The organism is Sulfophobococcus zilligii, from assembly GCF_055398255.1.
Map to the genome: position 1 here is coordinate 961,983 of NZ_AP042406.1, position 19,140 is coordinate 981,122.

A 19,140-nucleotide genomic window follows, 5' to 3' on the forward strand; every position below is an offset into this window, starting at 1 on the left:
ACATTTTAAAATTACTGTTGATTATGCAATTTGTAAAGTTTAAAAGAGACCATGCAAATAATATAACCTGGTGATTGATATGTCAGAGCCCACTACTCCAACTTCTACTTCTGAACCAATCTACATTGATTTAACTAATATGCCAATTAAACCAATTGGTAAAAAAGAAATAAGCCAGCTTGAAATGGCTTTAATTATTGGTACTCTATATAGACCTGAAATACTAGAGTTAATACGTGATCCAATAGAGCGCTCAACATGGATGGATAGTCTCGCAGTAGCAGCAGCTGCATTTGCCCGGTATAAAGCAGGTATACCTATTAGTCAAATAGCAGAAGAATTAGGGAGATCTGAAGTTACTATTAGAAGCCACATACACGGTAAGACAAAAGCAGGTAAACTAGTTGCTGAAACATACGAGAAAATTAAAAAAGGTGAATTAAAACTCCTTGTTCCATTTATTAAAGCACCAGTAGCAGGCCCCGAAGAAGAAGTCAGAGTTCTCAGAGAAGAAATAGACAAGTTGAAAGAACAAGTAAAGACATACAAAGAACTAGTTGAATCATTAACCAAAGAGAGAGATGAATTAAAGAATGCATTGAATGAAAAATCAACAAAACTAGCTAGTCTAGAAACAGAACTTGGAACCATCAAGTCCGAACTAGAGAAAGTAATTAGTGAAAGAGACGAGTTAAAGAGAGCACTGGATGAAAAAACAGCGAAGATAACCAGCCTTGAAACACAAATTGAAACTCTTAAATCCGAACTAGAGAGAGTAGTAAAGGAAAAAGAAGAACTAGCAGTAAAATATAGTGGTTTACAAAGCAAACTAGTAGAAGTCAAACAGGCACTAGAGCGAGCAATCAGTATTCTTAGCGAGATTTCTTAAATCCATAGAATTCCTCGAAGTTTCCAAGTATGGTGCTTTTAACTACTTCGACGTCAATCCCTTTAATACCAGCTATTAAAGCAACTAGTTTTTTCACGTGGCCAGGTGTGAGTTTTAATCCTCTATACTCGTATGGAGCATCGCTTTCTGTTAGTATATATTTAAGGTCTACGTGTTCAACTACACTTCTATGTTTCTCTTGTATTTCTAGTGCTGCATTAATGCCGATTAAATACCCAATAGAGGTAATGTCTTTTAAGAGGTCGAGAGGGCCTGTATACCAGTGGAAATATGCTTTGTCTATTCCACTATGATACACTAGGTTGAATACTTCTCTCCAAGCACCTGCCGCATGTAGATTTAATACTAGATTGTATTCTTTAGCGTATTCAATAAATAGTTTAAAGAATTCCACTTGTTTATCAAATGTTTCAGCACGGAATTTCTTGTCCAGGCCTACTTCTCCAAGACATTTAACATCATGGTTTTTCAACGTGTCTTCTATAAACCCTCTAGTTTCATTTAGACTGTGCTCGTGGATTACCCATGGGTGTACTCCAATACATGGAATAATGTTTTTGTATTTCTCGCTTATTTCAAGTGTTTTCATTGATGAAGCGAGGTCGTCTGCAACGCACACGGCAAGTATGTCGCTATCTATACTAGATAAACTCTCTAGTTCTACACAGTGTACGTGTGCATCTATATACACTCTACCACCATTGGTATTATGTTGTTATATTATTTAATTTCTCAATACATTCTCTTTCACTTCCATGCTTTACTATTATGGGTATCTCTATTGGTATATCGTACTCTATATTGCTTGTAATAAACAGGTACTTGTAGTTTAAGTGTAATAGTGTATTGAGTAGTTTTTCTTCGCATTGTGTTAGTGTGAGTTCTCTACAGGCACTGGGTTGTTGAGATATTGCAATTGTGTTTTCACTGCATTGATCCATGTAGCAGTTTTTGAATTCAATACAGTAGTTTTCACCGGGTTTGAGAAGCCAAAGTGTGTGTTTCTGGCTTCCCCATACTAGAACTTGGAATTCACTACCTGTGCAAATAATACAGCTGATGGGACTGTGAGTTACTAGTAAACCTATGGGTTTACTAGTTGTAATCTTAACGACGTTTTCATTTAAAACCTCGTAGTTTAATCCTCTACACTGAAATCCATTGTTTTTTAGACATTCATAGACTTCTACGTTGTTCACTTTCAAAACCCGTATTTATTAAGAGATTGGAGAAATATAAGTGGATTATGTATTTAATGCATGAAACAATATAGAACAGTGTAGAAGCTGATGATGAATTTGCCGAAGTCGGATTAGTGAAGAATCTCCCGAAACCTGAGGTGTAGTGTGTGAAACGCCTAGAACTTGTCTTACTAGACTATGACCAAACACTGGTTGATAACACTGTTGACTTCTATGAAGCTTATTGTGGAGCATTACTGCATTTTGGTTCAAAGTGTATCTCTTATGATGAATTTCAAGAATTACTGGTAACTAACAATCTACAGTCGAAAATACCTAGAGGCGTAGATCCAGAAGAATTCTTTCGCGTATTTCGCAGACTATATATTTCTAGGCATTCAATACCGCAACCAGGTCTTAGAGAATTCTTAGTGACTATGAAGAAGTTGAACATAAAGACAATTGTTGTTTCTGGAAGGGAAACACATGCATGGTATATTACATGGGATCTCGCTAGACACGGGTTTTTAGACTACATAGACGACGTATTAACTATAAACGACCTAGTATATCTAGGCCAGCGAGAAAAGTTCTTGTTTGACAAGACGCCTCTATATGAATATGCAATGAAGAAACACGGCGTTACAGGTTTAACGATATGTATAGGCGACTATGTTACAGACTACTATAGTTGTAAAAGTATAAACGGCGTATTCATAGGTTTAAATAAACACCCAGAGAGAAACCACTTTTTGATTAAAGAAGGAGTAAAAATGACGGCGAGAGATTTCTACGAGGTTTTAACATTGATTAGTGATGCTGGTCTACTACGCTAGATGTTTACAGCTATGTATTTTCCGTTACTTCCAATATATATCTCTCCGCGTTCTAATAGTGTATTCAATGCCTTTCTGATTTTATCCTCGCTTGCTATCCCTGAGAGAATCATGTGTATTTCTTTTAAACTCATTGATTTATAACTGAGTAGTTCTTTAACTATACTGGCTAGTTCTTCTTCGTTTGGAGCAGTAAACAACATTACATCGCCGTCTTCATGAATAACTTTTAATCTTACACGGCGAGCTAGTTCTTGTATTTCTTCTGGGCTTAAACCATTATTTGACTTCAATTTAAGCACCCTTCTATATCTATCTACCTAGAATTAATTGAAATACAAATATTTATGGGTTTCTACGTTGACTCTAAACATGGTTTTTCTATACAGTGTTGAAACAAGGTATAGTATTAACTCTCTACTAGCAGTAGTTGATAGAATTGAAGGTGTTAAATACCATCTAGTCAGGGATTTAAACGAGCTACTAGAAACAGCCAGGCTAATTGTAAATCGTGGAGACCAGTGTATAGTTGCATTTAGCTTATTGACAACTCTACTAGTACGAGACAACTACTATATAGAACTACGAGGTGTGGTTGAAAAACTAAAGAAAATGGGTTGTTTAACTATTACTGGTGGTCCACACCCCTCTGGAGACCCTATTGGTACATTAAGCTATTTTGGATTTGACTATGTTTTTATTGGTGAAGCGGAGGAATCGCTAGCCGAGTTTCTATATGCACTACTCAATAAACAAGATCCAAGGAGTGTAAAAGGAGTGTTCTTTTTAGACAATGATAGACCAGTATATACTGGTGTAAGAAAACCTATAGATCTAGATAAATACGACCCGTTTCCATATTGGAGGGGTATAGTTAATCCAATAGAGATTACAAGAGGCTGTCCACATGGATGCTTCTATTGTCAAGTCTCATACCTTCATGGTAGACAATATAGACATAGAAGCATAGAGAAAATCTCCTTTATAGTTGAACAAGTAGTTAAACTAGGAGTTAGAGATATACGTTTTATATCTCCCGATAGCCTTGCATATGGATTGACAACTTCATCTAGAAGTGTAAACCTCGATGCAATCGAGAAACTGCTAGAAGAACTATCAAAGAAAACAAGAAATACTGGTGGGAGAATCTTTCTAGGTAGTTTTCCAAGCGAGGTAAGACCAGAACATGTAACAGAAGAGTCAATTAAACTACTTAGAAAATACGTAGCAAATAAATCAATAATAATGGGGGCTCAGTCTGGTAGCGAGGAAATACTTAGACGTATAAATAGAGGGCATACAGTAGAAGACGTTGTTTTAGCAGTCGAGATAAGCCTGAGTAACGGGTTTATACCAGACGTCGACTTAATATTTGGTTTTCCAGGAGAAACAGTAGAAGACATGGAGAAAACACTCAATCTAGCTAGAAAACTAGTAAATATGGGTGCACGAATCCACCTACACTACTATATTCCACTACCAGGAACACCCTTTGGAATGAAGAAGCCAACACGTATTCCCGAGTGGATTAAGAAAGAGATATGGAAAATAATAGGAATGGGTAGAGGGTATGGTGATTGGATTAAACAAGAAGAATTGTCATGGAGGATTATAGAGCTTCATGAAAGAGGAGTTATTGCTCCTAAATGGTCCAAAGCGCCCGGAGTCATCACGTAGTCAGTCTGGGGTTCTCTAGTAGTCATCCCAACTATAAATATGGTTTAACAAGGATTTATTTCTTAGCAGTTATTTTACTCATAGGATATTTCTCTCTCATACTAGCTCCAAACAAGTAGTCGAAGATAAGGGGGCAGTAGACAGGGTCGTAGAAACCTCCTTCGTAGCATTTATTGATGTTTTGACAGGAAAGGCATGGTATGTCTGCTATTTGCTCGAACAGATCGCGTGGTTCAAATAGTGTTTCACCTATTTCCTCGAGTTGCTTCGCGGCTTTTTCAAAATCTATTTTGACAATATATGTCTTCCTTTTGTTATGGTCAGTCTGCTCTCTTATTATAAGACCTAGTTTTTCGAGTTTATATAGTGATTTACTCACTGTTTTAGCATCTATACCTGTTAATTTGGGGATATCGTTTTGGTAAACTATATCTTTCTGCTTGTTGAGCCATTTAAGCAAGAAAACATCTGTTTTATTCAAACTCGTCATAATCAGCACCAATGCTATTATTTTCTTTTCTTTAAACCATAATATATTTTACTTTTCTACCGAGTAGAATTATGTGATGTATAAAAATAATGTAGAGCTGTTTGATAGACGAGTTTAAATCAAGATTTCTATGTCGAGTGTTTTTATCAACATGTCATACGCGCTTCTTACAGCTACATCTGTTTGCCCTATTACAGAGCCTACTTCTAACTGGTTTCTCCTTTGATCCATGAGAATACCGGCTAAATACACGGCTGCTCCGGCAAGGCTTGCAGGATTCTTTCCACTTAATTGTACTTCTTTCACGTGGCTCAATATCTCACTTGATAATGCTCCTACTTCGGGTGATAGTTTCAACTTGCTTGTAATAAAGTTTACATAGTACCTTGGCTCGAAGACTTCAGGGTTTACTTTAATATCTCCTTTAACTTCTCGAATTTTCCTTACTCCCTCCCATAGATCGCTTTCTTTTATACCTAGTTCTTTGGCGAAAACTCTTGCAGGTCTCGGTGTATTGCAAATCTTGTATGCGAGGAATAACGCCCCAATAACTATTTTCTTTAGTGTCTGTTCTTTGACATTTAGGTTTTTAACTACCTCTCTGAGGATTTCTCCTGCTGTTTCGGCAACTACTTTTGGTGGTTTTACTTGTCTAACAAGCTCGTTTAATTCGCGGAGTGCTTTAACGACTTTCTTGTCTTCTTTACTCACTCTTGCATCTACGTTTCTAGCAACCCATGTTCTTCCTTGTTTAATGTGTTTTCTTAGACTACCAGAAATCTCTGTGCTTCCAACTCCGTGGTCGTGTACTCTGTATGTAAAAGCACCACTATATCTTGCTGTTTCATCTCTATCTATTGTCTCCTGCCCCTGGTATATTGGTCTATCATCTACTACGAGTCCACATGTAGAGCATACATATGCTTGTAAACTAGAATCAAATAGAATATTTGTATTCTTACAGACAGGACAGGCCAGCTCCATAGTTCTCACCTAGCTTTCTTTCTACCACGTTCTCTCCTTGGAACATAATACAATCTCTCTTTTCTCGAAACAAGGAGTTCTCCCATATCTGGGTGTTCTAGTTTTACAACTAGTCTGGGATCGCTTGTTTTACCAATAACGTCTACAACGCGCCCGATTCTATGTCCTGAGTCATCATATACAAGAGAACCAACAACTCTGAGTACTTCAGATATATATGGCTTTGCTACAAGATATCCCTCTTTTGTCCAAGTCTCGGAGACACCTAGCAAGCGCAAGAAGAATCCCTCATTATCCGTCGTTTTGGTATTACCGTATTATCGTATATAAGAAATAGGGGGTTTTGATTTCAATGAAGTCTCTTTTACGAATTATTTTGTCTTTAATGCAAACACATAAAAGATCATATAATACAATCAACAGGAAGCCTATAGATATCCATTGAGATAGCAAATACGGTATATATATGGCGTAGTCTGTATAAATTGAGTAGTGGAAGACCTCTACTCGACGTATTCAATACTTGATACTTCAAGGTTTTCTCGAAGTTTCTCTATTAGTAGGTGTATTCTCTCTTCTAGCTCCCTAGGGCTTTCAGCAAGCACTAGTATTGAAACTTCAACGGGGTTTTTAGCGTGGGTTTTAATATACGCCCAGGGATATTTCTCTCTGATATCTCTTACTCTATTGTCTACTTCTGCTTCACTAGCATGACGTGTTTTAATAATAATTCTCTTAGAGTATGATTTCACAAGATTTGATAATACTGGTACTACGTGGTCTTCAAATATAGCTTTCATTTCACTGGGCACTCCTGGGAGGACGAATAGGTGTTTAGAGTGGTATACAAGGTAGACACCTGGAGATATACCAACTCTATTATATAGTGGTTTTGCTCCCTCTGGTAGATAAGCTGCTTTTACCTGGTATGATGGCTCTCTACTCAACCTGTTTTTAATCATTTCAAGGGCTTCAATAGACAAGACTAGTTTTAAACCTAGTGTCTCCGCTATAGCTTTCAATGTTATATCATCACTTGTAAATCCAAGACCACCAGTAGTAAAGACTATACTGGTTGATTCAAGACAGTTTTTCAAAGCCCAAGCGATCTCAGGGGCCTCGTCGGGCACGGCGATTATTCTCTTTACTTCTAAACCCATATTTGTTACTCTATTTGCAATCCAGTGGGAGTTCGTGTCTTGTATTATACCCTTTGTAATTTCAGATCCAATTACAACAATACAAACAGTATATTTCCCACTCAAAAACGCTCACCAGGCGCTCTAATTGAGAGACGGTAGAGTAGTTTTATTCTTTCAACGCCATTGACTTCCTCGATGAATTTTACAACAGCATGTGGAACCAGGTCTCTCCACTCTTCGTTTTCAACTATCTTCCTCCTAATTAGAGAACCACTGACGCCAGGGACTATACTTGTCTCGCGTGTTTTCAATCCATATATTTTAAATAATTCTCTTACAAACTCGTTGTTTGAAAATACTGTTTCTACGCGTGGTATATATGAGAGAACGTGTTGAGGCCATAGTTTATTATTTGGAATGTTGTCTATGGGTATAATGTAGACTCTAGAGTAGAGTTCTCCCAGAGCTCGTTTAATCATTTCTATTCTCTCACCAGCTGTAAACGGGTTTTCAAAAGTATAATTGTATTGAGCAGCTGCTACAACTATTACTACTTCATTGTATTCCCTGAGGATCTCTAGTATGGCGTGGAGGTGTCCATTGTGGAATGGTTGGAACCTCCCTATGAATAATGCTCTCTTCACTAATAGTCCACCATGTATTCCTCAAAAATACTTTATTTCTACGAGGGTGTTAATAACTAGTTGATTTCAAGTAGTTTTCTATTAGTGCAATGCAGTCATTGAAGTTAGTACAGGTTTTCCATGCTTTAATGTAGAGTAGGTTTGGAAGCGCGTTGATCATGTCGTTTAAGTGTAATTCACGGTCATCTATGTAGATAGGATATACTTCGCTACACCCGTGGCTCCTCTTTACTAAGTTAGCGATTTTTAGTGCCATTTTAGCTTTATCTGGGTGGTTTTCTATTGCGTGGTAGTGGAATAACCGGTCTAATTCTATTGTTTTTAGTGCTTCAAGTGCTATTTCGGGGTTATTCCAACTAAGTGTTGATGTTATAATTTTCCTCTCTAGTGAATACTCTAGTATTTTAACTGCTAATTCATATACGTGGACTTCTACATTATTTGAATCTATGAAGGTATATCTAGACGTCTTTTTAAAGGGTGGTTTTAGAGTAGATATGTCATAGTGGTCCCATAGCGTTCCATCTAGATCCATGAATAGAATTACACACAATGTGTATACACCGTTGGATTAAACCTGGATCTAGGAAGCTGTGGTTGCTTTCTGCCTATACTGTTTTTTCAGTTCTGATGCGATTAGAAGTAGTGTTTTGATTTTACTTCCCCGTTTATCAACTATTATTCTCCCCTTTGAGAATATATTGCGTGGGTATACCTTGTCTGCTTCGACTTCTGGGTTTAAACCTAGTTTTCTACATATTTCTACAATGTCCTCTAGGCGTGGATTGGATATTGCTAGGTGTTTTGGTATTCTACGCCCTTCTCTCCTAGATAGATTTGCATCAAAGTATGCTGGGTATATTACTATGCGCTTCCCTCTATATTCTCTACTCAAAAAACACCACTCTACTCGTCAATTAGGCTTTTTCAACGAGTACTCCGTTTAAAACACCGTCTTGTCCTGGGCGAGAAGTAATTTTCACTAAGCCTAGTTCTGTTTTAACCACGGTGCCCTTAGATATAATTTTGAATTTAGCGTACTGTGGGTTTTCTGGTGTTTCAACTACATCGAGTACTTTAACCTTTTTTGTTGATCCATCTTTTAATGCAACGTTTACATAGAGTGCTTTCTTTAATCTAATCTTTCTATTTCCACCCATTACTCTCTCAATTTTTCTCTCTTCACTAGTTGACAATGTAGTCTTTGTTGGCGGGGAGCCTAATTCATACTTTCTCTTATCTCTATGTCTAGCTTTCAATCCACCTGTTGGTTTTCTTAAATCATTGCCTTGATAGTAAGCCATGATGTAGCACCGGTTGATAAACATTATTTACAGGGCTTTTAAATAATTCCCTCGTAGAAGGATTGTGGATACAAGTGGGGAGAATAGTGTTTAAAAGAAAAGCAGAGTCAATGACGCTCAATGTGGGAGAAAGACTTACTAAACCACTATACAAGATATACGAGAAGTGGCTTTGGCTACAAATAAAAAACGGGCCGTTTCCAAGACACATTGGAGTAATACCGGATGGTAATCGTAGATGGGCTAGAGAAAAGGGGCTAGACATAGTTAATGGACACTACTATGGATATACAAAAATTAAAGAAGTTTTAAAGTGGATTTGGGAGTTGAAAATACCATATGTTACACTATTTGCTATGAGTACAGAGAACTGTCTCTACAGATCCCCAGAGGAGAAACAAAACCTATTCAACATTATTAAGAATGGACTTGAAGAATTAATTTCCCTTCGAGAACTACATGAAAACAAAGTTAGAATTAAAATAGTGGGAAACCTAGACCTGGTTCCAGAGGAATTGAGAGAAATAGCTAGAAAAGCAGAAGAAGCTACTTCCAAGTATTCAAATTACACATTGACAATAGCGCTTTGTTACGGTGGGAGACAGGAAATAATTGAAGCAGTAAGGAAAATTGTAGAAGACGCTGTAAGCAATCAATTAAACCCGAGTGAAATAACAGAAGAATTATTTTTAAAATACCTACCGACAGGTGAAATACCAGATCTAGACTTGATTATTAGAACGAGTGGAGAAGAGAGAATTAGTAACTTCCTCTTGTGGCACTCAGCATATAGCGAGTTATACTTTTGTGATGTATACTGGCCAGAATTTAGAAAAATTGATTTTTGGAGAGCGATAAGGAGTTATCAAAGAAGAGAGAGGAGGTTTGGACGCTAGTCTTCTTTGAGGTCTTCGAGATCGCCATACATTATCTTTAACTCGTCAATAGTCAACCTCTTCTTCTCTCTTTGCTCTATTTCTCTAGCAACTTTTGACTTCTTCTCATTGAGTACTTGTTTCTTCTTTGCTTCTTCAATTGCGGCGAGTGTTTCTTGGTATTGTGTGCGTAGAGCGTTTAATTTAGATGTTTTCAGTGTTAACTCGTTGTTGCATTCCTCTAACTCTTTTTTCTTTGATTCTAACTCCGACTTTATACTATTGTATTTTTGAACTAGTTGATTAAGCGAGTCTTTTAGTTTGTTTACACCAGTTGTTTTCTCGTTTATGACTTCTCTTAGCTTCTTTATTTTTTCATCTAGTTCTTTTATTCTTGCACGGAGAGACATATAGGTTGCTCTGAGCTCTAATACTTCTTCTTTTTTCTCTTTTAGTGATTCGCGTATAGCAGTAACTCTCTTTAGAAGAGCGTTGTATGCTTTTAGTTTTCTAATTAACTCGTTTTCTTTTTCTGGTGTTAAAACATTTGTTTGTATTGTCCACTCTATCTCATCTATTTTCTGCTTGATAACACTTATAGGTACTCTTATTTCCTTTGTCTGGTTTTGAAGGCTTTGAACTTCACTGGCTTTACTTGATAGTAAGTCTTTAATTGCTCTTACTTGTAGTACGTTTTCTCTACGTTCTTCTACGAGTTTTCTATACTCCTCAATTAGTTTTCTACGTTCTTCTCTAGCTGTTTTTAATTTGGTTTTAATACCTCTTATTTCTTCTAGGAGTTTAGCTCTTTCCTGGCGTAGTTTAGATATTTGATTGAATAATTCTATCCTCTTTTCCTTCAGGTTTTTAATGGCTTCTCGTGTTTCATATATTTCTCTGGCGAGTTCTTCGGCTCTTTTATTTAGTTCTTCAATGCTTAGATTGTTTAAATTATTGTTCATTCAATTACCCTTTTTGTTTTAATATAATTCTAACGTCTACGGCCATTGCTCCTTGTGGGTAGGCGAGTACGGGGTTTAAATCTATGGATTCTATTTCTTCGTTTTCAGCGAGGAGTTTTGCTGTTTTTACTATTATGTCTGCTAGTGCTTGTTTGTCTACGGGTGGTTGGCCTCTATATCCATTGAGTATTTTAGCTGATTTTATTTCATCAATCATTTCTAATGCGTCTTCTGTGCTTATTGGGTATATTCTAAATGAAACGTCTTTCATTACCTCTACGAATATTCCACCAAGACCAAACATTACTATTGGCCCGAAGACACCGTCTCTTAATCCACCCACTATGACTTCTACGCCTGGTGGTGCCATTTTGTATATAATAACGCCTGTTATTCTAGCTCCAGGTGCTTTCTGGGGGACTGTAGTTAATATGTCTTCTACTGCTTTGTATGCTTCCTCTTTGTTTTTAATGAATAGTTTTACTCCTCCTACATCGCTCTTGTGTGTTATATCTGGTGATACTATTTTAGCGGCTGAGTGGATAGCCTATTTCATCAGCGTATTTATATGCTTCTTCTGGTGTTTTAACTAGTACGGCGTTTGGAGTTGGTATACCGTAGTACTTAGCTACTTCAAAAGCTTCGTGTTCTAGTAGCTTTGTTCTACCTTCTTCAAGGGCTTTTCTAATTATTTCTCTGGGTGTCATGGTTAGAGACCCTTAAACCTAGCTACGTGTAGACTATAAGTTCTAAGAGCTTTTAAGGCCTTTGCTAGTCTTTCAGGTGATTCGAATACTGTAACTCCTTTTTCTTGTAGTCTCTTTGCCGTTTCAATTGAAATTTCGCTTCCAATAGTTAATGCTACAACTGGTTTCTTTGTTTCTTCTTTGATTTTAGCTATGTAGTCTACAAATGTACCTTTTAATCCAGGTATTTGTGGTAATGCAACAACTACTATTGCATCAACGTCTTCTCTATTAGCTAGTAGCTCTAATACTCTTATATAGCGTTCGTCGTCTGCATCTCCAGTTAAGTCGATTGGGTTTTCAACTATATTGTGTGGTGGTAATATACTTCTCAACTTCTCTTTTAGATCTGGTGGTGTTACTGGTATTTCAAATCCAGCACTAGTTAACGCGTCTGTTAGCATTACACCAACTCCGCCAGCATCTGTTACTATATATACTCTATTACCACGCATTAATGGCTGGTCTAAGAAGATCCTGACAACATCCATCATTTCATCAAAACTTTCAACTTCTATTACACCTGCTTGTTTAAATGCTGCTTTATACACCGAGTAGTCTCCAGCCATAGCGGCAGTATGGCTAGCTTCTGCTTTACCACCTCTACTCGTCTTTCCAGCTTTATATACAACTATTGGTTTCTTGAGAGATACTTTTCGGGCAGTCTCTATGAATAGTCTACCGCGCGATTCTTTTATTCCCTCAATGTACATTAAAATAACTTTTGTTTTATCGTCTTCACCTAGGTATTCAAGTAGGTCTATGTCGTCTACGTCTACTTTGTTGCCATAACTTATTGCTCTTGAAACACCTATTCCATGATAGGCCATCCAGTCCATGAGTGCTGTTGCAAACGCTCCGCTCTGACTTATAAAGGCTACATATCCACGTGGTGGTTTTCTCATCTTTGTTGTAAAGAATGTATCTACTCCACTCCAATTGTCAAATATTCCAATACAGTTTGGTCCAATGATCCTTATACCGTATTCCCTCGAGATTTTTACTACTTCTTCTTCTAGTGCAGCTCCTTCTTTTGTTCCTGTTTCTCTGAATCCACCGCTAATTATTACTGCTGCTTTTGTTCCTTTTTCTCCTAGCTCTCTTAGTACTTGGGGTACTTGTGGTGCTGGTACAACTATTACGGCGAGGTCTGGTGTTTCAGGTATTTCTTTAACGCTCTTGTAGCACTTTAATCCAAGTATTTCATCGTAGTTGGGGTTTACAGGGTATATTCTCCCCTTAAACCTTGAAATAAAATTTTCTAGTATTGCTCTACCAACTTTTCCTTCTTTTGGTGTTGCACCTATTACAGCTACACTTTCCGGTTGGAAAAACTTTGAAAGCGCGTTCATATATACACCTCTCTACCATATTATGTAGAATTCAAGTATTAAAATAAAATTTATTAAAATAAAATTTGATGTGAAGTAGACATGGTGGTGTAAATTGGTGTCTTATCTCGAATTGTTTCTAGTGTTTTTAAAAATAGGTTTTATAATGTTTGGAGGTGGTTATGGAGGTATTGGTATATACTATAGAATTCTAGTTGAAGAGAAAAAGTGGATTAGCGAGGAAGAGTTTCTAAGTATAATTGGTATAGCTGAGAGTACACCGGGTCCTATAGCAATAAATGCAGCTACATGGGTTGGATACGAGTTAAAGGGGCTTCCGGGCTCTCTAATAGCAACGTTTGGTGTTGTATTACCATCATATATAATCATTCTTGGAATAGTTACCGTGCTTAGACCATTTATGGATCACTATATTGCCAAGGCGTTTTTTAGAGGAGTTAATGCAGCAGTATTAGCTATTATCCTCTACGCGTTTCTACGATTAGCGAGTAGTATGATGTTGAAAACAGGGGGTTTTGACTACATTGTATTCATTGTATTTATAGTTGCGTTTGCAATACTATTTGGTTTAAAAGTCAATCCTGTACTCGTAATAATTCTTTCAGCAGCTACTAGTCTGGTCTTAAAAATACTTTTTAACATTTAGTGTTCTTGAAGATTTATATTTTCTAGGCTGGATATAGTTTATTTTGCAGGTGTATTAATTGGAAGTAAGTGAGGATGTTCTTTATAGAATAATAGAGCGCGGGCTAGCTCTGGGAGCAAAATACGTTGAAGTAAGATTTCAAAACGACTATGGATACAGTGTTACTCTACGAAACAATAAGTTAATGGGTACTGGAGTATTTAAAACAAAGGGTGTTGGTATAAGAGTTCTCGTGAATGGATCGCTTGGATTTGCAGCAACAAATAGTCTAGACTTAGAAGACCTATATAAAACAGTTGAAAACGCATACATTAGAGCAAAAGCAACCAGTAGACTTAGAAAAAACCCCATTGAATTCTCCGAGGAAAGACCTGGACGCGCTAAATACCGTGTAGTCGAGAAGAAACCACTACAAGAATTAAAAATAGAGGATGCAATAAACGTTCTCTCCGAGATCTATAAAAACACAGCTGGAGAAATAAAAGAAGCTAAACTTGTCTCAATGGTGAAATCATTAGATATACACATACAGGAAAAACTAGTAATTACTTCCGAGGGGGGATACGTAGAGTCATACATACCCAGATTATTCATAGGAGTAAACTCTACACTTCTATACCAGGGTAGGAGCCTCCAGAGAAGAAGCGAGTTTGGAGCATCTAGAGGAGCAGAGTTAATAGATGAATGGAAACCCGAAGTCAAAGTAAGAGATGAACTATTAAACCTCGAGAAAGTATTGATCAAGGGAACCACTCCACCAAGCGAGAAAATAGATGTAGTAGTGGGCTCTGAAGTCGTGGGATTAATAGTACATGAATCCTCGGGCCACCCCATGGAGGCAGATAGAATACTTGGTAGAGAAGCAGCTCAAGCTGGTGAATCCTACGTAAAACCCGATATGATTGGTAAATTCAGAGTTGGAAATGAACAAGCAACAGTTGTAGAAGACCCAACAATACCCGGCAGTTATGGATTCTATTTATACGATGATGAAGCAGTAAGAGCTAGACCAAGATATCTATACAAAGAGGGATTGTTATACGAACCCCTCCACAATAGACACACAGCTAGAATATTCAATACAAGCAGTAATGGAGCAGCTAGAGCTATGGACTATGCTTCCGAGCCAATTATAAGAATGAGCAATACATATCTAACCCCCGGAGACTATAAATTCGAAGAACTAATAGAAGACATAGAACTAGGATTATTTGTAAAATCCTATATGGAGTGGAACATTGACGACGCCCGTTGGAACCAGAGATACGTGGGTCTTGAATCATATATGATTAGAAACGGCGAGCTAGCAGAACCAGTATTAAACCCCGTATTAGAGTTTACAACGGGCTGGTTCTATAGTAATATAGTAGCTAAAGATAGAAACTTAGAGTTTTATCCTGGCACATGTGGTAAAGGCGAGCCGTCACAGGGTGTTCCAGTCTGGTTTGGCGGTCCAAATGTTAGACTTGGAAAAATGAGAGTAGGTGTATTGAAATGAGTGAACTCGCGTATATCTTATTAAAAACACTTCAAAACAAATTCGACGAGGTATCAGTATTAATAGAAGAGAAAAACAATGTAATGGTTAAACTATGGAATTCAGAGCCCTCTGTAACCCAGTCATGGCTGCAAACAAGCATACAGTTGAGACTAGCTAAATCCAGGCGGCTCTGGATTCTAGACTATGACTCCAAAGACCCACTCTACATAGTGAAAAACGCCGAGGAGGTCTTGAAGCTAGCTAGTAGAATCGAAGAATCCGAGTTGTATGCTCCACTACCAGAGCCGGGTAAGTGTAGTCCACTAACAAATACATACGATCCAAACGTAGAATCCTCGATGAACGACCCGAGCAGGTTAGTAGAAGAAATGGTAGACGCTTCCATCTCGCAGGGAGTTGATAGAGTAGCAGGTACACTCACACTTTCAAAAACAAGAACCATACTCGTAGACACCCGTGGATTCGAGTGTAGCGAGGAGAAAACAGGTGTTGAAGCATATATACGTGCTTTCAAAGGCGAGTTCAGCGGACACTGGGCACACGGCTCAACAAAACTAGACCACAACGCAATAAGAGAAGTAGGGAGAAAAGCCGGCTACTACGCAACTATAACAAACAAGAAAGCCGATATATCACCAGGCGAGTACAACGTAGTAATATCACCACTCGTAGCCGGCAACCTCTTCAACTACCTTGCCTATATGGCTTCTGCTCTATGGGTACTCATAGGGTTCTCAGTATTCGCAAAATACGCCCCAGGAGAGAAAATAGGTAGTGACGTAATAAGTCTATATGATAAACCCAGAGACGTAACTCTACCAGGTGTTAGAAGCTTCGATGATGAAGGCGTTGAAACCTTTGACAAGCCAATAATAGAAAATGGTTTAATTAAAAACGTATTACACAACACTGCAACAGCATCAAAACTACAATTAAAATCCACTGGAAACGCTGGCTGGATATATCCAAGAGCGTGGAATCTAGAGATTTCTAGTGGTGAATTAAAAGAAGAAGAACTCCCATCTATTGTAAAGAATGGCTTGATAATAACTAATAACTGGTATACAAGACTACAAAACTACTATGAGGGATATTTCTCAACAGTCTCTAGAGACGTTGCACTCTTGGTGAGAAATGGTGAAATAGAGGGCCATGTGGGTAGAGTTAGAATAGCTACGAGTTATCCAAGACTACTATCAAGTATTACTGGAGCTACAAAGAATAGATATGATATAGCCTGGTGGGAGGTTAGAATACCAACTAGAGCACCATTCCTCGCGATTGAAAACATACCTATAACTAAACCTGAAGCATAATTTTTTCTCTTAACTCATCTCCTATACATTATTCTCTATTATTACTCGGAAAAACCAGTGTTTTAGTAAGATGGTAGTGGGTATTACAGTCTACTCTATAACAACAACGTTCATTGGCTGACTTGATTGTCCTTTCGACTGCTCTTTGGTTTGTTGAAGCCCTATTACTGGTGAGACTGGGAGTGCTTCAAGAGACTCTATTTTATCGAGGTGTTTCTTTATATTGTCTTTTTCTTTTAGGAACATTTCCATGGTCTTCTTCATTATATCTAGTGCTGTTAGATATGGTTTGTCTTGTATTTCACCAGCGAGATATCCGGTTTTTAGTGCACCCATAGCTTTTTCTATTTCAGCTATTTGTTCTTCTACTTCGTGTAATCTATTTCTCAATGCGTCTTTTACTTCTTTTGCTCTTGCTTTTATAACTGCTAGTTCTTCTTCGAGTTTCTTCTTTTGTGCTTCATATACGTGTGTTGCTATTTCCTTCTTTGAGTATAGTTCTTCGAGAGATGCGAGTCTACTCTTTACGTTTTTTAAACGGTTTTCTACTACGATCGCGTCGTACTCGTATTCGGGTATTAGTATAATGCCGCTTTGACCAACCTGTATTCTCTCAATTGATACTTCTCTATATTCAACATCATTTATGTTTATTTCCAATCCTTTTATTCTACCATCGGCATCACTATAGTAGCTTACTATGTATCCTAGTCTCCTACCATAAGGGTCTACTACTGGTTTCCCTAGACACTCTCCAATAGTTTCAATTGTAGTGCACATATCTTACACCACTTGTTTAATCAACTCGGTTTTACTTAAAAACCGTCAGAAGCCTGGCACCTGTCATCGCCCCGAGAAAGGGCTACACGCTTTTAACCTTCATCACCAATATTATTGATTCTACTAGACCCCCTCTTTAAAACAAATTATTTAGGAATTGAAAATAGGGGCTACAATGAATACACCAACAATAAGTAAAATCAGCGAGTTTATAGCAAGAATAGGTGAGAGTTTAGCCAGTATGCAGGGAATTGGATACTGGTTATTTCTAGCCGGGTTTATAATACTAGTAGTAATGGCTACAGTATTATTTATAAGAATATTAATTGTTGCTATAAGAGAAATACCCAATATGACTGTAAAGCAATTCATTAAATTCATGTTAGCACTAGCATTGATTTTAATGATAACTGGATTGTTTATATAGTGTTTTTATAGAGAATAAACTACTCTACAACATTAACCATTCATTAAAACCCAGTTACTACTCCTTTTGTAAGTTTATAAGTCCATTCTTTTGCATGCTATACTACGAGTATGAGGTGGGTTAATAGTGTCCACCACAATACTGGGTAGAAAACTAGTTTTACTAGCATTGCTTTATAGGAGTAATTCTAATCTCAACTACACCACCAGTAATTTCAGAAGACCAGTTAAATAGTGGAGTAGTAAGAATAGCTATTGGCCTCAATGGAGATGTAAATCAACTACTCTCACAGTGCAAAGTATGTAAAGTAGTAAGTGAAATACCCGAAATAAACGTAGTTGTTGTAGAAGCACCTAGATCTATCATTTCATATTTAATGAAGAAGCCATTTGTTAGATTTATAGAAGAAGATAGAGAAGTTAAACACCACGGCGAAGTCCAATGGAACATCTACATGATATATGCAGATGAAGTTTGGTCCACATATAGTAGTATATATGGAGATGCAGCTTATGGATACTATTCTACTATACAAGTAGCAGTACTAGATACTGGTATTGACTACTCGCACTCTGATTTACAAGGTGCTGTTAAATACTGTATAATGTCTCTCAACAATGGCAGGTCATTCTACAAGGGAACAGACCTATCCAAGTGTAGAGACCGTAATGGACACGGAACACACGTCGCTGGAATAATAGCAGCTAGACTAAACGGCTACGGCGTAGCCGGCGTAGCACCCAAAGCACAACTCTACGCCGTTAAAGTCCTAAGCGACAGTGGTAGCGGATACATTAGCGACATTGCAAAGGGTATCATTGAAGCAACCAAGGGCCCAGACGGCGTGCCCGGAACAGCTGATGATGCAGATGTAATCTCAATGTCTCTTGGCGGCTCAGGCTCTTCGACACTATATGATGCAGTTAAATATGCATATAGCTATGGAGTAGTATTAGTAGCAGCAACTGGAAACGAGGGAGCGTCTTCTCCAAGCTGTCCAGCTTGTTATCCGGAAGTAATTGCTGTTGGAGCAGTAGACATCAACTATAATGTTCCAAGCTGGAGCAACAGGCAACCAGACGTTGTAGCTCCAGGTGTAAACATCTACTCGACTCTACCAGGCGGTAAATATGGATCAATGAGTGGAACCTCCATGGCCTGTCCACATGTATCAGGAGTGGTAGCTCTAATGCAAGCTCTAAGACTAGTTGCTGGTAAGCCAAAGCTATCACCAAGTACAGTTGAATACTTAATTACAGCTACAGCAATAGACCTCGGCGCCTCTGGCTACGACTACCTATATGGATATGGATTAGTAGATGCATACTACGCAGTATATAACGGTCTTAGAGTCTAGGATTAAACCA

The 19,140-nt window shown here is 37.8% G+C and carries 23 protein-coding genes and 1 pseudogene; 9 read left to right on the forward strand and 15 right to left on the reverse strand.

Going from position 1 to position 19,140, the window contains the following annotated elements:
• Positions 1-79 precede the first annotated feature (79 nt).
• Positions 80-889: a transcriptional regulator gene (locus ACZ5YP_RS05505; RefSeq protein WP_464834754.1), complete on the forward strand. Its 810-nt coding sequence runs from the start codon at positions 80-82 to the stop codon at positions 887-889.
• Here ACZ5YP_RS05505 and ACZ5YP_RS05510 read toward each other — a convergent pair.
• Both ACZ5YP_RS05510 and ACZ5YP_RS05515 read right to left on the reverse strand, forming a co-directional pair.
• On the reverse strand, positions 873-1,601 hold the full coding sequence (locus ACZ5YP_RS05510) for a TatD family hydrolase (RefSeq protein ID WP_464834755.1): 729 nt from the start codon (positions 1,599-1,601) through the stop codon (positions 873-875). The genes ACZ5YP_RS05505 and ACZ5YP_RS05510 overlap by 17 nt on opposite strands.
• Positions 1,602-1,617: 16 nt before the next feature.
• Positions 1,618-2,109 (reverse strand): hypothetical protein, encoded by a 492-nt coding sequence (locus tag ACZ5YP_RS05515; protein WP_464834756.1) that lies wholly within the window; start codon positions 2,107-2,109, stop codon positions 1,618-1,620.
• Positions 2,110-2,258: 149 nt separating this feature from the next.
• Between ACZ5YP_RS05515 and ACZ5YP_RS05520 the strand changes: the two genes are divergently transcribed.
• A complete protein-coding gene (locus ACZ5YP_RS05520) occupies positions 2,259-2,927 on the forward strand; it encodes an HAD family hydrolase (RefSeq protein WP_464834757.1) in 669 nt (222 codons plus the stop codon).
• Here the strand turns inward: ACZ5YP_RS05520 and ACZ5YP_RS05525 are convergent.
• Positions 2,924-3,220 (reverse strand): ArsR family transcriptional regulator, encoded by a 297-nt coding sequence (locus ACZ5YP_RS05525; RefSeq protein WP_464834758.1) that lies wholly within the window; start codon positions 3,218-3,220, stop codon positions 2,924-2,926. The genes ACZ5YP_RS05520 and ACZ5YP_RS05525 overlap by 4 nt on opposite strands.
• Before the next feature lie 67 nt (positions 3,221-3,287).
• On the opposite strand from ACZ5YP_RS05525, the gene ACZ5YP_RS05530 reads away from it, so the two are divergent.
• Entirely contained in the window at positions 3,288-4,604 is a 1,317-nt protein-coding gene (locus tag ACZ5YP_RS05530; protein ID WP_464834759.1) for a TIGR04013 family B12-binding domain/radical SAM domain-containing protein, read from the forward strand.
• Between the two features lie 55 nt (positions 4,605-4,659).
• Here the strand turns inward: ACZ5YP_RS05530 and ACZ5YP_RS05535 are convergent, their stop codons facing one another.
• The 8 genes from ACZ5YP_RS05535 to ACZ5YP_RS05570 form a co-directional block, all read right to left on the reverse strand.
• A complete protein-coding gene (locus ACZ5YP_RS05535) occupies positions 4,660-5,094 on the reverse strand; it encodes a MarR family transcriptional regulator (RefSeq protein ID WP_464834760.1) in 435 nt (144 codons plus the stop codon).
• Between the two features lie 114 nt (positions 5,095-5,208).
• The gene (locus ACZ5YP_RS05540; RefSeq protein WP_464834761.1) at positions 5,209-6,078 is read right to left on the reverse strand and encodes a transcription initiation factor IIB; all 870 of its coding nucleotides are present in this window, start codon (positions 6,076-6,078) and stop codon (positions 5,209-5,211) included.
• Between the two features lie 5 nt (positions 6,079-6,083).
• A complete protein-coding gene (locus ACZ5YP_RS05545; protein WP_464834762.1) occupies positions 6,084-6,356 on the reverse strand; it encodes an H/ACA ribonucleoprotein complex subunit GAR1/NAF1 in 273 nt (90 codons plus the stop codon).
• A gap of 225 nt (positions 6,357-6,581) precedes the next feature.
• On the reverse strand, positions 6,582-7,343 hold the full coding sequence (locus tag ACZ5YP_RS05550) for a competence/damage-inducible protein A (RefSeq protein ID WP_464834763.1): 762 nt from the start codon (positions 7,341-7,343) through the stop codon (positions 6,582-6,584).
• Entirely contained in the window at positions 7,340-7,864 is a 525-nt protein-coding gene (locus ACZ5YP_RS05555; RefSeq protein ID WP_464834764.1) for a nicotinamide-nucleotide adenylyltransferase, read from the reverse strand. The genes ACZ5YP_RS05550 and ACZ5YP_RS05555 overlap by 4 nt, the downstream gene beginning before the upstream one ends.
• A 49-nt stretch (positions 7,865-7,913) precedes the next feature.
• Complete coding sequence (locus ACZ5YP_RS05560; protein WP_464834765.1) at positions 7,914-8,417, reverse strand: magnesium-dependent phosphatase-1; 504 nt, start codon at positions 8,415-8,417, stop codon at positions 7,914-7,916.
• Between the two features lie 30 nt (positions 8,418-8,447).
• Positions 8,448-8,759: a signal recognition particle protein Srp19 gene (locus ACZ5YP_RS05565; protein WP_464834766.1), complete on the reverse strand. Its 312-nt coding sequence runs from the start codon at positions 8,757-8,759 to the stop codon at positions 8,448-8,450.
• A gap of 22 nt (positions 8,760-8,781) precedes the next feature.
• On the reverse strand, positions 8,782-9,168 hold the full coding sequence (locus tag ACZ5YP_RS05570) for a 30S ribosomal protein S8e (RefSeq protein ID WP_464834767.1): 387 nt from the start codon (positions 9,166-9,168) through the stop codon (positions 8,782-8,784).
• Positions 9,169-9,278: 110 nt separating this feature from the next.
• Here ACZ5YP_RS05570 and uppS point away from each other — a divergent pair, with 110 nt between their 5' ends.
• On the forward strand, positions 9,279-10,064 hold the full coding sequence (gene uppS / locus ACZ5YP_RS05575) for a polyprenyl diphosphate synthase (protein WP_464835966.1): 786 nt from the start codon (positions 9,279-9,281) through the stop codon (positions 10,062-10,064).
• On the opposite strand, the gene ACZ5YP_RS05580 is transcribed toward uppS, so the two are convergent.
• From ACZ5YP_RS05580 to ACZ5YP_RS05590, 3 genes and pseudogenes are all read right to left on the reverse strand, one after another.
• On the reverse strand, positions 10,061-11,005 hold the full coding sequence (locus tag ACZ5YP_RS05580; protein ID WP_464834768.1) for a coiled-coil protein: 945 nt from the start codon (positions 11,003-11,005) through the stop codon (positions 10,061-10,063). The genes uppS and ACZ5YP_RS05580 overlap by 4 nt on opposite strands.
• Positions 11,006-11,009: 4 nt before the next feature.
• Positions 11,010-11,712: pseudogene (locus ACZ5YP_RS05585) on the reverse strand (acetate--CoA ligase family protein).
• Between the two features lie 2 nt (positions 11,713-11,714).
• The gene (locus ACZ5YP_RS05590) at positions 11,715-13,103 is read right to left on the reverse strand and encodes an acetate--CoA ligase family protein (protein WP_464834769.1); all 1,389 of its coding nucleotides are present in this window, start codon (positions 13,101-13,103) and stop codon (positions 11,715-11,717) included.
• Positions 13,104-13,200: 97 nt separating this feature from the next.
• Between ACZ5YP_RS05590 and ACZ5YP_RS05595 the strand changes: the two genes are divergently transcribed.
• Genes ACZ5YP_RS05595 through ACZ5YP_RS05605 form a run of 3 tightly spaced genes read left to right on the forward strand, consistent with a single transcriptional unit; the run spans position 13,201 to position 16,566 of the window.
• Entirely contained in the window at positions 13,201-13,749 is a 549-nt protein-coding gene (locus tag ACZ5YP_RS05595) for a chromate transporter (RefSeq protein WP_464834770.1), read from the forward strand.
• Between the two features lie 58 nt (positions 13,750-13,807).
• Complete coding sequence (locus tag ACZ5YP_RS05600; RefSeq protein WP_464834771.1) at positions 13,808-15,247, forward strand: TldD/PmbA family protein; 1,440 nt, start codon at positions 13,808-13,810, stop codon at positions 15,245-15,247.
• The gene (locus ACZ5YP_RS05605) at positions 15,244-16,566 is read left to right on the forward strand and encodes a TldD/PmbA family protein (protein ID WP_464834772.1); all 1,323 of its coding nucleotides are present in this window, start codon (positions 15,244-15,246) and stop codon (positions 16,564-16,566) included. The genes ACZ5YP_RS05600 and ACZ5YP_RS05605 overlap by 4 nt, the downstream gene beginning before the upstream one ends.
• A 90-nt stretch (positions 16,567-16,656) precedes the next feature.
• Here the strand turns inward: ACZ5YP_RS05605 and ACZ5YP_RS05610 are convergent, their stop codons facing one another.
• On the reverse strand, positions 16,657-17,346 hold the full coding sequence (locus ACZ5YP_RS05610; RefSeq protein ID WP_464834773.1) for a CdvA-like protein: 690 nt from the start codon (positions 17,344-17,346) through the stop codon (positions 16,657-16,659).
• A gap of 175 nt (positions 17,347-17,521) precedes the next feature.
• Here ACZ5YP_RS05610 and ACZ5YP_RS05615 point away from each other — a divergent pair, with 175 nt between their 5' ends.
• On the forward strand, positions 17,522-17,773 hold the full coding sequence (locus ACZ5YP_RS05615) for a hypothetical protein (protein WP_464834774.1): 252 nt from the start codon (positions 17,522-17,524) through the stop codon (positions 17,771-17,773).
• A 376-nt stretch (positions 17,774-18,149) separates the two neighbouring features.
• Positions 18,150-19,130, forward strand: coding sequence for a S8 family peptidase (locus ACZ5YP_RS05620; protein ID WP_464834775.1), 981 nt, complete (start codon positions 18,150-18,152; stop codon positions 19,128-19,130).
• The last annotated feature ends 10 nt before the right edge of the window (positions 19,131-19,140 follow it).

What these genes read in the sequence shown, in the direction of transcription:
- ACZ5YP_RS05590 (WP_464834769.1), bottom strand. Translation starts at nt 13,103, where the DNA reads ATGAACGCGCTTTCAAAGTTTTTCCAACCGGAAAGTGTAGCTGTAATA.
- ACZ5YP_RS05610 (WP_464834773.1), bottom strand. Translation starts at nt 17,346, where the DNA reads ATGTGCACTACAATTGAAACTATTGGAGAGTGTCTAGGGAAACCAGTA.
- uppS (WP_464835966.1), top strand. Translation starts at nt 9,279, where the DNA reads ATGACGCTCAATGTGGGAGAAAGACTTACTAAACCACTATACAAGATA.
- ACZ5YP_RS05540 (WP_464834761.1), bottom strand. Translation starts at nt 6,078, where the DNA reads ATGGAGCTGGCCTGTCCTGTCTGTAAGAATACAAATATTCTATTTGAT.
- ACZ5YP_RS05615 (WP_464834774.1), top strand. Translation starts at nt 17,522, where the DNA reads ATGAATACACCAACAATAAGTAAAATCAGCGAGTTTATAGCAAGAATA.
- ACZ5YP_RS05580 (WP_464834768.1), bottom strand. Translation starts at nt 11,005, where the DNA reads ATGAACAATAATTTAAACAATCTAAGCATTGAAGAACTAAATAAAAGA.
- ACZ5YP_RS05620 (WP_464834775.1), top strand. Translation starts at nt 18,150, where the DNA reads ATGAAGAAGCCATTTGTTAGATTTATAGAAGAAGATAGAGAAGTTAAA.
- ACZ5YP_RS05605 (WP_464834772.1), top strand. Translation starts at nt 15,244, where the DNA reads ATGAGTGAACTCGCGTATATCTTATTAAAAACACTTCAAAACAAATTC.
- ACZ5YP_RS05535 (WP_464834760.1), bottom strand. Translation starts at nt 5,094, where the DNA reads ATGACGAGTTTGAATAAAACAGATGTTTTCTTGCTTAAATGGCTCAAC.
- ACZ5YP_RS05570 (WP_464834767.1), bottom strand. Translation starts at nt 9,168, where the DNA reads ATGGCTTACTATCAAGGCAATGATTTAAGAAAACCAACAGGTGGATTG.
- ACZ5YP_RS05505 (WP_464834754.1), top strand. Translation starts at nt 80, where the DNA reads ATGTCAGAGCCCACTACTCCAACTTCTACTTCTGAACCAATCTACATT.